The sequence below is a fragment of the Rhizobium tropici CIAT 899 genome, from assembly GCF_000330885.1.
In the GTDB taxonomy this organism is placed as follows: Bacteria; Pseudomonadota; Alphaproteobacteria; order Rhizobiales; family Rhizobiaceae; genus Rhizobium; species Rhizobium tropici.
The window spans coordinates 946,324-959,400 of sequence record NC_020059.1 but is presented as its reverse complement, the minus strand read 5'-3'; the positions used below and the strand labels follow the sequence as shown (position 1 = coordinate 959,400).

General features: G+C 59.2%; 17 protein-coding genes. 7 read left to right on the top strand and 10 right to left on the bottom strand.

Annotation, left to right across the window (positions count from 1 at the left end; translation table 11 throughout):
• Positions 1-26 precede the first annotated feature (26 nt).
• Positions 27-1,396, bottom strand: a protein-coding gene (locus RTCIAT899_RS32820) for an IS3 family transposase (protein WP_376766910.1) whose coding sequence is annotated in 2 segments (ribosomal slippage) — positions 27-919 and positions 919-1,396 — 1,371 coding nt in all. Because the reading frame shifts where the segments join, the coding sequence is not laid out codon by codon here.
• The gene (locus RTCIAT899_RS31845) at positions 1,318-1,806 is read right to left on the bottom strand and encodes a VOC family protein (RefSeq protein WP_015339071.1); all 489 of its coding nucleotides are present in this window, start codon (positions 1,804-1,806) and stop codon (positions 1,318-1,320) included. Before RTCIAT899_RS31845 ends, RTCIAT899_RS32820 begins: the two co-directional genes overlap by 79 nt.
• 46 nt (positions 1,807-1,852) lie before the next feature.
• Between RTCIAT899_RS31845 and RTCIAT899_RS33670 the strand changes: the two genes are divergently transcribed.
• The 4 genes from RTCIAT899_RS33670 to RTCIAT899_RS04610 are packed head-to-tail and all read left to right on the top strand — an operon-like array spanning position 1,853 to position 4,722.
• Entirely contained in the window at positions 1,853-2,152 is a 300-nt protein-coding gene (locus RTCIAT899_RS33670) for a hypothetical protein (protein WP_135488290.1), read from the top strand.
• A complete protein-coding gene (locus RTCIAT899_RS04620; RefSeq protein WP_015339070.1) occupies positions 2,149-2,931 on the top strand; it encodes a metal ABC transporter ATP-binding protein in 783 nt (260 codons plus the stop codon). The genes RTCIAT899_RS33670 and RTCIAT899_RS04620 overlap by 4 nt, the downstream gene beginning before the upstream one ends.
• On the top strand, positions 2,928-3,800 hold the full coding sequence (locus RTCIAT899_RS04615; protein ID WP_015339069.1) for a metal ABC transporter permease: 873 nt from the start codon (positions 2,928-2,930) through the stop codon (positions 3,798-3,800). Before RTCIAT899_RS04620 ends, RTCIAT899_RS04615 begins: the two co-directional genes overlap by 4 nt.
• Positions 3,801-3,819: 19 nt before the next feature.
• Positions 3,820-4,722 carry a metal ABC transporter solute-binding protein, Zn/Mn family gene (locus RTCIAT899_RS04610; RefSeq protein ID WP_015339068.1) on the top strand — a complete coding sequence of 301 codons (903 nt, stop codon included), beginning with the start codon at positions 3,820-3,822 and terminating at the stop codon, positions 4,720-4,722.
• 49 nt (positions 4,723-4,771) lie between these two features.
• Here RTCIAT899_RS04610 and RTCIAT899_RS04605 read toward each other — a convergent pair whose 3' ends face one another.
• Together RTCIAT899_RS04605 and RTCIAT899_RS04600 are read right to left on the bottom strand one after the other, a co-directional pair.
• Positions 4,772-5,080 carry a Dabb family protein gene (locus RTCIAT899_RS04605; protein ID WP_015339067.1) on the bottom strand — a complete coding sequence of 103 codons (309 nt, stop codon included), beginning with the start codon at positions 5,078-5,080 and terminating at the stop codon, positions 4,772-4,774.
• A gap of 124 nt (positions 5,081-5,204) precedes the next feature.
• Positions 5,205-6,104, bottom strand: coding sequence for a LysR family transcriptional regulator ArgP (locus RTCIAT899_RS04600; protein ID WP_015339066.1), 900 nt, complete (start codon positions 6,102-6,104; stop codon positions 5,205-5,207).
• A 100-nt stretch (positions 6,105-6,204) separates the two neighbouring features.
• On the opposite strand from RTCIAT899_RS04600, the gene RTCIAT899_RS04595 reads away from it, so the two are divergent.
• The 3 genes from RTCIAT899_RS04595 (at position 6,205) to RTCIAT899_RS04585 (ending at position 8,621) form a co-directional block, all read left to right on the top strand.
• The gene (locus RTCIAT899_RS04595) at positions 6,205-6,813 is read left to right on the top strand and encodes a LysE/ArgO family amino acid transporter (RefSeq protein ID WP_015339065.1); all 609 of its coding nucleotides are present in this window, start codon (positions 6,205-6,207) and stop codon (positions 6,811-6,813) included.
• Between the two features lie 111 nt (positions 6,814-6,924).
• Complete coding sequence (locus RTCIAT899_RS04590; protein ID WP_015339064.1) at positions 6,925-7,815, top strand: dihydrodipicolinate synthase family protein; 891 nt, start codon at positions 6,925-6,927, stop codon at positions 7,813-7,815.
• Positions 7,816-7,955: 140 nt separating this feature from the next.
• The gene (locus RTCIAT899_RS04585) at positions 7,956-8,621 is read left to right on the top strand and encodes a YiiX/YebB-like N1pC/P60 family cysteine hydrolase (RefSeq protein ID WP_041677821.1); all 666 of its coding nucleotides are present in this window, start codon (positions 7,956-7,958) and stop codon (positions 8,619-8,621) included.
• A 50-nt stretch (positions 8,622-8,671) separates the two neighbouring features.
• Here RTCIAT899_RS04585 and RTCIAT899_RS04580 read toward each other — a convergent pair whose 3' ends face one another.
• The 6 genes from RTCIAT899_RS04580 to RTCIAT899_RS04555 form a co-directional block, all read right to left on the bottom strand.
• Positions 8,672-9,172, bottom strand: coding sequence for a GNAT family N-acetyltransferase (locus RTCIAT899_RS04580; RefSeq protein WP_015339062.1), 501 nt, complete (start codon positions 9,170-9,172; stop codon positions 8,672-8,674).
• An 81-nt stretch (positions 9,173-9,253) separates the two neighbouring features.
• Positions 9,254-9,694, bottom strand: a complete 441-nt coding sequence (gene rnhA, locus RTCIAT899_RS04575; RefSeq protein ID WP_015339061.1) for a ribonuclease HI — start codon at positions 9,692-9,694, stop codon at positions 9,254-9,256.
• A complete protein-coding gene (locus tag RTCIAT899_RS04570; RefSeq protein ID WP_015339060.1) occupies positions 9,691-10,656 on the bottom strand; it encodes a homoserine kinase in 966 nt (321 codons plus the stop codon). The genes rnhA and RTCIAT899_RS04570 overlap by 4 nt, the downstream gene beginning before the upstream one ends.
• Positions 10,657-10,689: 33 nt before the next feature.
• Entirely contained in the window at positions 10,690-11,697 is a 1,008-nt protein-coding gene (gene ispH / locus RTCIAT899_RS04565; RefSeq protein WP_015339059.1) for a 4-hydroxy-3-methylbut-2-enyl diphosphate reductase, read from the bottom strand.
• A gap of 162 nt (positions 11,698-11,859) precedes the next feature.
• Complete coding sequence (locus RTCIAT899_RS04560; protein ID WP_081598364.1) at positions 11,860-12,645, bottom strand: SURF1 family protein; 786 nt, start codon at positions 12,643-12,645, stop codon at positions 11,860-11,862.
• Positions 12,614-13,033, bottom strand: coding sequence for a DUF983 domain-containing protein (locus RTCIAT899_RS04555; RefSeq protein WP_015339057.1), 420 nt, complete (start codon positions 13,031-13,033; stop codon positions 12,614-12,616). The genes RTCIAT899_RS04560 and RTCIAT899_RS04555 overlap by 32 nt, the downstream gene beginning before the upstream one ends.
• Positions 13,034-13,077 lie beyond the last annotated feature (44 nt).

The following is a 13,077-nucleotide window of genomic DNA, read 5'->3' as shown; positions in this document are numbered from 1 at the left end:
GAACTGACCCCGTAAAGTTGGACGGTTTATTGGCTTGGCTGATTTAAGGGCTGGGTCCTGTATTGAACAGGGCTCAGCCCTTTAAGCTTTAGCCTGATGCGATCGTTGTTGTAATATCGGATATAGTCCTCGACACCATCACGCAGGCTTTCGATGCTGTCGAAGTGGTTGGGATAAAAGAACTCGGATTTGAGGGTGGCGAAGAAGCTCTCCATGGCGGCATTGTCGAGGCAGTTGCCTTTGCGTGACATGCTTTGGGCAATGTTGCGGCTTTCAAGCATTTGGCCCCAGGCCGGCATCTGATATTGCCATCCCTGATCGGAATGCAGGATCGGCCTCTCGGCATTGCAGAGTTGGTCCAGGGCCTTGTCCAGCATGTTCTTGACCAACGAGAAGACAGGCCGCCTAGCCGTCTCGAAGGCAACGATCTCGCCGTTGTGGAGGTCCATGACCGGCGAGAGGAAGAGTTTTTGGCCGGCGATGTTGAACTCGGTGACGTCCGTCACCCATTTCTGATGCATACGCTCGGCGGTGAACTGCCGCTGAAGGAGGTCCGGGGCCACGCGTCCCGTCTGCCCCTTGTAGGAGCGATACTTCTTCGGCCGGACCAGGGACTTCAATCCCATCTCGATCATCAGACGCTGGACGGTCTTGTGATTGACCGTCTGCCCGAGGGTGCGGATCGCAGCCGTGACCCGACGATAGCCATAGCGCCCCTTATGGGCTTCGAAGATCGCTTTGATCCTGGTCTTCAGCGCTACATGCCGATCGGCCGGGGACGAGACCTTCTGCTGATAATAGAACGTGCTGCGGGCCAGGCCCGCAAGCTTCAGCAGACCGTCGAATGGATAGAGCGGCCTTAACGCCTGGACGGCTTGCGTCTTGTCGGCGCTTGTCGTGCCTGCGTTAAGGCTTCCAGTTTTTTTAGATAGGCATTCTCCATACGCAGATAGGCCAGCTCCGCCAGGAGTTCCTCGCGGCTCTTGGCCTCATCGCTCTGCGGGGCATCCGTCTTGTCGGACAGCACAGGTGGCTCGGGCATCGATCGGGGCCTTCCTCGACGACGTGGCATCAGGGCGTCAATACCACCGGCCTTATAGCGGCGCTCCCAATCCGGCAGGCAACTCTTATTGCGCAGGTTGAACAACGCCGCCGTCCGACGGTAAGAGAGCCCATCCTCCCACATCCGGCGCAGAACCGATAGCTTGAACTCAGCAGTGTAGTGGCCGAACTTCCTGACCAGACCGTCAACTCCATGCGCCGCGTGCATCGCAACCCATGTGCGCACCGTCGAATGCTCGATCCCAAAATACGCACTCACCTCCTGCAGGCTGCGCGCGCCGCCGCCATAAAACGCCACAACACTCTGCTTGAACGACGTGCTGTATTTCGACATGCAAAACCCCCGATGTTGGTGGTCCAACTTTCGGGGGTCAGTTCACTGCTTGTTACCCGGATATAATAACCATCCGGATCCACGATACGGAAATCGCGCAACCCCCATGGCTGTAGGGCAAGCTCCGATACCGTATGGCCGCAGGTTCTGGCGGCGTCATAAAAACTTTCCACATCCCCAACGCTCAACACGATTTCGACACCGAGACCTGGTCGTTCGCCATTGACAGCCCGAAGTGGATGATCAGGCCCAAGAGCCTCCCGCTTGTTGACGGAAATGATAGCCTCGCCATTCGAGAGCATCGTGTATTGCTCGCTTGTCTCGCCAACCACCTGGAAGTTCAGTGCCCCTCGATAGAATTCTATCGACGCCGTCACATCGGCGACAAACAGCTCAAGCCTTAGCTTCATGACATTCTCTCCTACCCGTGTCGTAAACTTTGTCGCTCGATACCGCGTGAAAATACAACGGACGATAAGCGTCGCGGCGATAACGCGCGGACATTATTACCGGCAAATATTCCAGCCTTGTTCACCGCAAATTCCTGGCAGTTCACCGCCCGCCTCTTTTTTGCCGCATTTCGTCGGCTACTACACGTTATGTTATTACATAAACGAAAGCCCCGAAATGCCCTTCGACCGTGATCCCTTTGCATCGTCCCTCATGGGACGCTCGGCCTTGATGCGCCTGGCCTATGTGGCGGTTGGCATTGCAGTGCTTTGGGCGGCGATTGGCTGGGCGGTGGCGCTGGCATGAACGATATCATCCGCCTCAACAATCTCACCGTCACCTATGAACGCCATCCGGCCGTTCACCACATCTCGGGCGGCTTTGCTGCCGGCAGTCTGACGGCAATTGCCGGGCCGAACGGGGCCGGCAAATCGACGCTGCTGAAGGCGATCGTCGGCGAATTGCGGCCGGCGGAAGGGTCGATCGATCGAGGGGCGCTGACGCGCAACGATTTCGGCTATCTGCCGCAGGCGGCCGATATCGTCAGACGCTTTCCGATTTCGGTGGCCGATACCGTCATGCTCGGCGCCTGGAAGAATGCTGGCGCCTTTGGCCGGTTCTCGCGCAAGGATGCCGAGCGGGCGCAAGAGGCGCTCGGCATCGTCGGACTTTCGGGCTTCGAAAAAAGGCATATCGGCTCGCTTTCGGCGGGGCAGTTCCAGCGCGTGCTGTTTGCACGGCTACTGCTGCAGGATGCCCGCGTGATTCTCCTGGACGAACCCTTCACGGCGATCGATCAGCGCACGACGCGCGATCTTCTCGACCTTGTGCTGCGATGGAACCGGGAGGGACGTACGGTCATCGCCGTCCTGCACGATTTCGAGCAGGTGCGAAGCTATTTTCCCGAGACACTGCTGATCGCCCGCGAACTCGTGGGATGGGGCAGGACGGAGGATGTCATGAGCCCAAAGAACCTCATCAAGGCGCGCGCCATGGCCGAGCGCTGGGATGAGGAGGCCGCGACATGCCTGCCCGAAGAAGAGCATGACGAAGGCGGCCTCGTGAAGCGGGAGCCAGCCGAATGACCGTCTACGACATCTTCCTTGCACCCTTTGCGGACTACGGTTTCATGCGGCGCGCCCTGATTGCCTGCGTCTGCCTCGGCCTCGGCTCCGGCCCGATCGGCGTCTTCCTGATGCTCCGGCGCATGAGCCTGATGGGCGATGCCATGAGCCATGCCGTCCTGCCTGGTGCCGCCATCGGCTATCTCATCGCCGGCTCGCTGTCGCTGACGGCGATGGGGCTTGGCGGGCTCGTGGCCGGCCTTTCGGTAGCGCTGCTGTCCGGCCTCGTCAGTCGGGTGACCGTGCTGCAGGAGGATGCAAGCTTTGCCAGCTTCTACCTGACCTCGCTGGCGCTCGGCGTCCTCATCGTGTCGCTGCGCGGCTCCAATATCGATCTGTTGCATGTGCTCTTCGGCACGATCCTCGCAATCGACGCGCCGGCTCTCTACCAGATCGGTGCGATCACGACAGTGACGCTGCTGGCGCTCGCCGTCATCTACCGACCGCTGGTCATGGAATGCTTCGATCCCGGTTTCCTGCGTGCCGTCGGCGGGCGCGGGCCGCTCTATCATTTCCTGTTCCTGCTGCTGGTCGTGCTCAATCTCGTCGCCAGCTTCCAGGCGCTCGGCACGCTGATGGCCGTCGGGCTGATGATGCTGCCAGCGGCCGTGGCGCAGCTCTGGTCGCGCAGCCTGCCCGCCATGATGATGATCGCAACAGGAACGGCGATGGCTTCAGGTTATGTCGGCCTCATCGCCTCCTACCATCTCGAATTCGCCTCCGGCCCGACCATCATCATCACCGCCAGCCTGATCTACGGCTTCTCCATTCTCTTCGCACCCTCGGGCCTTGCCCGGCGGTTCTTCCCCCGTCCCCATCTCCGGGGCTAATCCGAACAAGGAGACTCGCATGAACAAACAGAGACTGCTTCTCTCGGCGGCAGCAACGGCCTTCGTTGCCTTCGGCGTCGCCGCACCGGCTTCCGCCGAAACCCTCAATGTGGTGGCGTCCTTCACCGTGCTTGCCGATGTGGTCAAGCATGTCGGCGGCGATCATGTGAAGGTGTCGAGCCTCGTCGGCCCGAACGGCGACCCCCATGAATTCGAGCCCTCACCGGCCGATGCCAAAACGCTGAACGCCGCCAAGGTCGTCTTCGTCAGCGGCGAAGGGCTGGAAGGCTGGATGGATCGGCTCATCAGCGCATCCGGCTACAAGGGAACGCCTATGGTCGCCTCAGACGGCATCAACACCCGCACGATGGTCGATGACGGCAGGACGGTCACCGATCCGCATGTCTGGAACAGCCCGGTCAATGTGAAGGTCTGGGTCGCCAATATCGAGAAGGCGCTTTCTGCGGCGGATCCGGCAGATGCGGCTGACTTCAAGGCCAATGCCGAGCGCTATACCAAGGTGTTGACCGAGCTTGATGCCTATGCCCACAGCAAGTTCGACAAGATCGCCGACGATCGCCGCAAGGTGCTGACGAGCCATGACGCCTTCGGCTATTTCGGCCGCGAATATAAGGTAAACTTCCTTGCTCCGATTGGCTTTTCGACAGAGACGGAAGCCTCGGCTGCCAAGGTCGCCCAGCTGATCGAGCAGATCAAGACCGAGCATGTAAAGACCTATTTCTTCGAAAACTCGAACGATCCGCGCCTCGTCAAGCAGGTCGCCAAGGCAACCGGCGCCGAGCCTGGTGGTGAGCTCTATGTCGAATCGCTGTCAAAGGCCAGCGGACCGGCTTCGACTTACGAAAAAATGTTCCGTTATAACGTTGATCAACTCGCCACAGCCATGGCTAAGTCGAGCTGATCGCTCAACGATCGAGGTCGCAGGCGTACACTGCCTGCGACCACACCGCTTAAACGTTGAAATCGAAGACCATCAGGCCGGCCAGACCGCCGTCCGTGGACGAAACGATCCGCTCGCCGACGGCGACATGATCGGGATGCACCAGATAGGCATCGCGCGCTTCGACACTCTCGAAGGTGACGACAAATCCATCGGCGAAGCCGCCATGCAGGCCCTCAGGCGAGACGTTCGGCCCATATTTCACGTCAACAATGCCCGGGATGACCTTCTGTAGGGCGACGACGGAGTCGAAGAGCGCCGCCTTCTCGTCCTGTGTCAGGGCGGACTTGAGTCTAAGAAAAACGCAATGCAGGATCATAAGGCAATCTCCCTGGAAGTCGGCGGCAGCATAGAGGGAAAGGGCAACCGGGCAAGGCACCAATTCGCGAACATTGCATTCCGGCAGCCAAGCGAATGGCAACGCGTTCAGCGCGGAGCACAGCTCACGCTGACAAATGGGCTTTGGCTGTGGCAGTGATTTCGCGTGTCAATTCCGCAATCCGGTCGGCTGCGAGACGATTCACCTGCCAATATAATGGAGTGTCCAGTGGCGTGTCGGGGATCAGCTCGACCAAGCGCCCGGCCTCCAGATGCTCCCGCACAAGCTGGATGGGATTCATGCCCCATCCCATGCCTGCAAGGCTGGCATCGACGAAGCCTTGTGTCGAAGGCAGCCAGTGGCTCGGATAGGCAAAATCCTCCCCGAATGTCTGGCGTATCCAGCGGCTTTGAAGCCTGTCCTTCTGGTTGAAGGTCAGGGCGGGCGCGTTCTGGATCGCTTCCGGAGTAACACCTTTTGAAAAATGCCGGGCAATGAAAGCGGGGCTTGCCGTCGCATGGTAGCGAAGTGCGCCGAGGGAGATGCGCCGGCATCCCTGGATCGGCTTTTCCAGGCCGGTGACGGCCGCGATCACGCGCCCGCGCTGCAGCCATTCGGCGGTATGATCCTGGTCGTCGATGGCGATATTCAGCAGATAGGGAGAGCGTTTGGCAAAACCGGATATGGCTTCCACGAACCACGTCCCAAGACTGTCGGCATTCGTGGCAATGTGAAGCGTAACCCGTTGTTTGGGCTCGTGGGGATCGACGAGTGCCGGCAAACGTCCGAACAGCTCGTCTTCCAGCATGCCGACATTCTCCATATGGCGGCAGAGCCAATCACCCTTTTCCGTCGCGGTGCAGGGATTGCCCCTGACGATCAGGACGATGCCCAGGCGTTCTTCAAGCTGCTTCACCCGCTGCGAGACGGCCGAAGGCGTGACGTTGAGAAGGGCTGCCGCTTTTTCGAAGCTGCCGGTCTGGACGACCATGGAAACGGCACGGAGAGCGGAATAATCGAGCATGGATTAGTTTTTCTTAATCAGGGTTAGCAACATTAAGTAGCCTAAATCTTCATATGCCGATACCGGAAATGCTCACTGGTTTTGGAGCATTTCGACGAGGATGAATTTTTCGATTTATATGACGGGCCTGATGATGGGGCTCAGCCTGATTGTCGCGATCGGCGCGCAAAACGCCTTCGTCCTGCGTCAGGGCCTTCGCAACGAGCATGTATTCGCCGTGTGCCTTGCATGCGCGCTTTCCGATGCAGCGCTGATCGTGCTCGGGGTGACGAGCTTCCGCCAGATCTCCGCGCTGCTGCCCTGGCTCGATCCCGTCATGCGCTACGCTGGAGCAGCCTTCCTCATCTGGTACGGAGCCAGGAGCCTCTATTCCGCCTTTCGTTCGTCCGCTGTGCTGGCTGCCGGAGAGGCGAAGTCATCAAGCTTCCGGCAAACGCTTGTCATGTGCCTGGCGCTCACCTGGCTCAACCCGCATGTCTATCTCGATACCGTCGCATTGCTCGGCACGATCTCGACCCGATTTCCGGGGAACGAGGCTTCATTTGCGACGGGTGCCATGACGGGCTCCTTCCTGTTCTTCTTTTCGCTCGGCTTTGGCGCGAGGTGGCTGAGGCCGATCTTTGCGAAACCCGCGTCCTGGCGCATTCTGGAAACGCTCATTGCCCTAACGATGTGGATGATCGCCACCAAGCTGCTGCGCGGAGTATGATTTCTGCGGCATATTCATGGACAGTCACACGCCGCTAAGCGTAGGACGATTTCAGCTTCTGCTTTTCGAGCGCTATCGCGGTTCGGAGCCTGACAGAGAAGGAAAACAATCGTGACGCTCTTTACTGGCCTTTCGGCCTTTCCGATTACCCCGACCGATGCTTCCGGACACGTCGATATTGTAGTGTTTGCCCGCCTGCTCGAACGCATCCAACTGGCCGGCGCTGATTCCATCGGGTTGCTCGGTAGTACGGGCGGCTACGCCTTCCTGTCACGCGACGAGCGCCGGCGGGCCGTACAGGCCGCAACAACCAGCGTCGGCGGCAAGATCCCCGTCATCGTTGGGGTTGGAGCGCTGCGAACCGACGAAGCACAGGCATTGGCGCGCGATGCCAAGGCGTCTGGTGCGGATGGGCTGCTGCTGGCCCCCGTATCCTATACTCCACTCACGGAGGAAGAGGTCTATCAGCACTTTGCAGCAGTCGGGGAGGCCGGCGAGCTGCCGCTCTGCATCTACAACAATCCCGGCACGACGAAATTCACATTCAGCGATGGTCTGATTGCCCGCCTGGCAAAGGTGACGAATATCGTGGCGGTAAAGATGCCTCTACCGCAAGGAGGCGATTTCGAGGGGGAGATGGGGCGTCTGCGTCAGGAAACGCCAAAGGGTTTCGCCATCGGCTATAGCGGCGATTGGGGAGCGACAGCCGGGCTGCTGGCCGGCGCCGACGCCTGGTACAGCGTGGTCGCCGGCCTCCTGCCCGCCGAGGCGCTGGCGCTCACACGGGCTGCTCAAGCCGGTGACGCCGCTGAAGCCGAACGGCTCGATCAAAAATTCCAGCCGCTGTGGAGCCTGTTCAAGGAGTTCGGCAGCTTCCGCGTCATGTTTGCGATTGCCGAAGCGCTGGATCTTTGCAGGGTCGATCCCCCGCGCCCGATCTTGCCATTGCCCGTCTCCGAAAAGCCGAGAGTGAGAAGCGCGCTCGATTACATCCTGACTTGATCGAGTTCGATGATGCTCGCTGGGATGCCGCCAAATCCTCATCTGTTTTGCGGCCGGCCTTTCAGATGCCATCTTTGAGCGAGAGATATTCCGTCAAGAAGCCAAATTGATTGAAAACTTCAATGGGTGCCGGGGATGGCATGAAGAAGCTGATAGCCGTCGCGATCCTGTGCGCCTGTCTTATTGCAGGAACACTCTATGCCACTGCTGGTGGCGATTATCCGCCGCTTAGGGATGGTGATCTGATTTTTCAGACATCGACCAGCAATCAATCAAGCGCCATCATATTCGCGACCGGTTCGACCTTTTCGCATATGGGTATCATAAAGAATGACCACGGTACCATCACAGTCATTGAGGCCGCAGAGAAGGTCAAAGAAACGCCGCTAAACGCATGGGTCAGTCGCGGCTTGCTGAAGCGGGCAGCGATATATCGCGATCAGCGCCTCACGCCAGAGATGGCGCAGCGGCTCATATCCTACTCCCGCACGCTTTACGGCAAACCCTACGACCTTTTCTTCTCCTTCAACAACGACGCGATCTACTGCAGCGAATTGCCCTATCTCGCCTACAAGGCCGTAGGTATGGAGATCGGCAAGGTGCAGAAAATATCGGAGCTGAACATCGACAATATGCTTGTCAGAAAGCTGGCCCAGTCGCGATGGAAGCGCGACAGCGAATGCACGGAGCGCGGTTTTGATTTCGATCAGTGCTACCGATATATTCTCAACCAGAGCCTGGTCACTCCGGTCAGCATCGCCAATGATCCAAGTCTCAAGATGATCTATTCGAACTATCCGCTTTGATGGCTATGAGCGTGGGAAAGTCCTGCTGTCCGCTCCGGTCACAGCCAGCATCAAGTCGCGTTGAAGCCCTCATGATAGTCGACGCGTCCCGAGAGCACGGCGCCCCCATTCAGGACCAGCCTCATGAAATACCTGGCAGGCACTCCATCGAGCACCAGGCCGGGATCATTGTCGAAACCGAAACGCTTGTAGTAATCCGGATCACCAAGAACGACGCAGCCTTTGGCATCGATATTCGCCAGACGAGAAAGACCTTCGCGAACAAGCGCACCGCCAATGCCGTGTTTCTGGCGACTAGGCGTCACGGAGAGCGGGCCAAGCCCATACCAGCCGCAATCTTTTCCATCGATCGTAACCGGCGAGAAAGCGATATGTCCGACGACGTCTCCGTCCTCGATCGCCACGAGAGAAATCGTCAGCGCCTCAGCATTGCGAAGAGCATCGACGATTTGCGCTTCGGTTTGACTGCTGTGCTTCATCGAGGCGAAGGCTATCTTCGTTGTACGGCGGATCGCTTCGGCGTCTCCCGGCTGCTCTGGGCGGATTTCCATTATGCATCCTTGTCGGTTGGCGGTCCAATGCTTGCGGGCCTAAAAGCGGCTGCGTATCGCGCGAGCGGACGATAGAAGGTTCTACTTCCGCTTAAATGGCTCCATGCCCTTGCGCGCCAGCTCGTCGGCCCGCTCATTCTCCAGGTGTCCCGCATGGCCCTTGACCCAGTGCAGCGTCACCTTGTGCCTGTTATAGGCTTCGTCCAGCGCCTGCCAAAGCTCGGCATTCTTCACCGGCTTCTTGTCTGCGGTCTTCCAGCCGTTCTTCTTCCAGCCGAAAATCCACTTGGTGATGCCGTCCTTGACGTAGACGCTATCGGTATAGAGATCGACCTCGCATGGGCTCTTCAGGGCTGATAGCGCCGAGATCGCCGCCATCAGCTCCATGCGGTTGTTGGTCGTCTCCGCCTCGCCGCCGGAAAGCTCCTTCTCCACCTCGCCATAGCGAAGCACCGCCCCCCAGCCGCCAGGTCCGGGATTGCCGGAGCAGGCGCCATCGGTAAAAATATCGACGTGCTTCATGCCTTCAGCCCATATTCGGCTGATGAGGCGATCTGGCGATGGAAGCGCAGCTTGCGCAGATACTCGATCGGGTCTTTCTTAGTGACCATCGCGCCGGCCGGGGTCGTCAGCCAATCGTAGAGGCGCGTCAGGAAGAAGCGCAGGGCCGAGCCGCGGGCAAGCGTCGGCAATGCGGCGATTTCGGCCGTGCTCAGCGGCCGCACGCTCTGATAGCCCTCGAGCAGCGCCATGCCCTTGGTGATGTTGTAGGCGTGATCCTTCTCGAAGCACCAGGCATTCAGGCAGATCGAGACATCGTAGGCGAGCTGATCGTTGCAGGCGAAATAGAAATCGATCAGGCCGGACAGCGTATCGCTCAAGAAGAAGACATTGTCCGGGAAGAGATCGGCATGGATGACGCCTTCGGGCAGGTTCTTCGGCCAATGCTTTCCAAGGAAATCGAGTTCGCTGCGGATTTCGTTCTGCAGGCCGGCTTCGACTTCGTCGGCGCGTGCCTCTGATTTTTCCCAGAGCGCCTGCCAGCCCTCGAGCGACAATGCATTCGAGCGACGGATCTCGAAACCCTCGCCGGCAATATGCATGGCGGCCAGTGCCTTGCCGACTTCGCGGCAATGATGCGCTTCGGGCTTGCGCAGCCACATGCCCTCAAGGAAAGAGATCAGGGCGGCAGGACGGCCGGAGAGATGGCCGAGCAATTCGCCGTCGCGGCGCGGCAGAGGCAGCGGGCAGGACAGTCCACGGCTCGCCAGGTGCTGCATCAACCCCAGGAAGAACGGCAGATCGCCCTTGTCGACGCGCTTTTCGTAAAGCGTCAGGATCAGCGGATCGCGGCTCGTGTGCAGCAGGAAATTCGAATTCTCGACGCCTTCGGCAATGCCCTTGTAGGAGAGCAACTCGCCGACATCATATTCGGTCAGGAACCACTTCAAATCGTCTTCGGTAATATCGGTATAAACGGCCACGAAACAGTCCTGAACTTGAGCGCCTTGGGTCGGCTATTCGCCGTTGACGAAAGCCATGTCTGCTGTCGTCAGCTCTATACTGCGAAGCTCGCGATTGACGAGGAAATTCTCGGTTTCCTTCACAGTTTCAGCAAGTTCCACCACGGCATTATAGCGGGCGCGGAACGCTTCGATGATCTCGTTGACGATGACTTCTGGCGCAGATGCACCAGCCGAGAGGCCGACGGTTCTGATATCGCCGATACTGTCCCAGTCGATCTCCGAGGCGCGTTGCACAAGCACCGATTTCTTCGCCCCCGCCCGGAGCGCCACTTCGACGAGACGCTTGGAATTGGAGGAATTCGGCGCGCCGACGACGATGAAGAGATCGCAACCGGGAGCGGCCTCCTTCACCACTTCCTGGCGGTTGGTGGTGGCGTAGCAGATCGAATCGGCAGCCGGTGCAGTCAGATTGGGGAAGCGCTCCTGCAGCCGCGCGATCACGCCGGCGGTATCGTCAACCGAGAGCGTCGTCTGCGTCACGAAGCCGAGATTGTCGGGATCGGCGGGCTCGTAGACGTCGGCATCCTCGACCGTTTCGATCAGCGACACAGCGCCTTCGGGCAGCTGGCCCATGGTGCCGATTACTTCCGGATGGCCGGCATGGCCGATCAGCACGACGTGGCGGCCGAGACGATTGTGGCGCATGGCCTGCTTGTGCACCTTCGAGACCAGCGGACAGGTGGCATCGAGATAGAAGAGATTGCGCGCATCGGCATCGGCCGGCACGGATTTCGGCACGCCATGCGCGGAGAAGACGACAGGCTGGGCGCGATGCTCGGCCGGGATCTCGTCCAGCTCCTCGACGAAGATGGCGCCCTTGGCCTCCAGCCCTTCGACGACATAGCGGTTATGGACGATCTCGTGGCGGACATAAACAGGCGCGCCATAGGCCTTCAGTGCCAGAACGACGATCTGAATGGCGCGGTCGACGCCTGCGCAGAAGCCGCGCGGCCCGCAAAGCCGGATGGTCAAGTCAGGTTTGGAAACAGCTATGTTCATATCTCTTCCGAAATGCGCGACGATGGCTGAGCCATAGATAGGGCTGCCCTGCCGCCTGCTCCATTCAGTACGCATGGTCTTATCCAAAAACCTCTGCGCACTTTTTGGGATCATGCTCTAGCCGAATATTTCATCGAAATGAAGCTATTCTATTGCATGCCTCTATTGTCGGGGTGCGTCTGGATGGCGCTTGCGCCACCAGGATATGGCGACGATCGCTGCCAGCGCCGCTGCCAGCCCATACCAGGTCACCGCATATTGCAGGTGATTGTTCGGCAGATCGACGATGGTGACGCCGCCGATCGGCAGGCCCGCCGGATTGGGCGTCTTGTCGGCGTCGATGAAGAAGGGCAGCACCTTGTCCTTCGGCAAGCCGATGCTGGAGGCCATGGCGTCCAGATCCTTCCAGAAGAAGATGTTCTTGCCGAGATCATTGTCCGGCATGCCGTCGGGCCGGTCGACGAGCTTCGCACGAGCGAGACCGGTAACCGTCTGTTCGCCGGTCAATTCACCCTGCTTGCGCTTTTCGGGGTCCTTCGCCTCGGTGGGAACGAAGCCTCGGTTGACGAAAATAAAGCGGCCATCGTTGAGCTGCAAAGGCGTGTAGATGTGATAGCCGGGATCGCCATCTTGGGTGGCGAGGAAATGCCGCTCCTTGTCGTTGAGGTAATGGCCCGTCGCCGCGACGACGCGATATTCGATATCGCCGCCGGATGCCGCCACGGTCTCGATCGCCGACAAAGGTATGGCGGGTGCATCCTTGCGGGCAGCGATGTCGGCCAGCAGACCTTCCTTCCACTGCAGTCGCTCGACCTGCCAGGTACCGAGCCCGATCAGAATGACGAAGGCAACGAGCAGAAGCAGCGCCTTGGCGATCTGCCACAAGGGATTGGCGCGGCGCACAGGCACTGTGGACTCAGTCACGGTGGACGCGCCCCTCGGCTGCATTATTGCGATATTGCAGGGCGATCAGGATGCCCTTGCACCAGCGCAGGGACAATAGCGAAAGAATGATCGTCAGCGGGGCGAACAGCACTATGTAGACCCAGATCGGCGGCGCATAATTGATCTGCATCCACAAGACCGAACCGATGATGATAAAGCCGACCATCAGGATGACGAAGACCGCTGGCCCATCGCCTGCATCGGCGAAGGCGTAATCGAGATCGCAGGCGGCACAGCGCGGCTTCAGCGACAATAATCCATCGAAGAGCTTGCCTTGACCGCAACGCGGACAACATCCCTGTATGCCGACCTTGAATGGATCGACGGGCGCAAAGAGAGCGCTATCACTATGAGATGTCTTGTCCGACGTCTTGTCTTGCTCTGAGGTCAAAGTTCTGTCTCGATCGGCTGCCATTGCGGGCGAACCTATCGATC

Bases quoted from the DNA above. Each gene is read 5' to 3' on its own strand.
- RTCIAT899_RS31845 (WP_015339071.1), bottom strand. From the start codon at position 1,806: ATGAAGCTAAGGCTTGAGCTGTTTGTCGCCGATGTGACGGCGTCGATA.
- RTCIAT899_RS04610 (WP_015339068.1), top strand. From the start codon at position 3,820: ATGAACAAACAGAGACTGCTTCTCTCGGCGGCAGCAACGGCCTTCGTT.
- RTCIAT899_RS04615 (WP_015339069.1), top strand. From the start codon at position 2,928: ATGACCGTCTACGACATCTTCCTTGCACCCTTTGCGGACTACGGTTTC.
- RTCIAT899_RS04600 (WP_015339066.1), bottom strand. From the start codon at position 6,104: ATGCTCGATTATTCCGCTCTCCGTGCCGTTTCCATGGTCGTCCAGACC.
- RTCIAT899_RS04620 (WP_015339070.1), top strand. From the start codon at position 2,149: ATGAACGATATCATCCGCCTCAACAATCTCACCGTCACCTATGAACGC.
- RTCIAT899_RS04585 (WP_041677821.1), top strand. From the start codon at position 7,956: ATGAAGAAGCTGATAGCCGTCGCGATCCTGTGCGCCTGTCTTATTGCA.
- RTCIAT899_RS04560 (WP_081598364.1), bottom strand. From the start codon at position 12,645: ATGCAGCCGAGGGGCGCGTCCACCGTGACTGAGTCCACAGTGCCTGTG.
- rnhA (WP_015339061.1), bottom strand. From the start codon at position 9,694: ATGAAGCACGTCGATATTTTTACCGATGGCGCCTGCTCCGGCAATCCC.
- RTCIAT899_RS04605 (WP_015339067.1), bottom strand. From the start codon at position 5,080: ATGATCCTGCATTGCGTTTTTCTTAGACTCAAGTCCGCCCTGACACAG.
- RTCIAT899_RS04595 (WP_015339065.1), top strand. From the start codon at position 6,205: ATGAATTTTTCGATTTATATGACGGGCCTGATGATGGGGCTCAGCCTG.
- ispH (WP_015339059.1), bottom strand. From the start codon at position 11,697: ATGAACATAGCTGTTTCCAAACCTGACTTGACCATCCGGCTTTGCGGG.
- RTCIAT899_RS04580 (WP_015339062.1), bottom strand. From the start codon at position 9,172: ATGGAAATCCGCCCAGAGCAGCCGGGAGACGCCGAAGCGATCCGCCGT.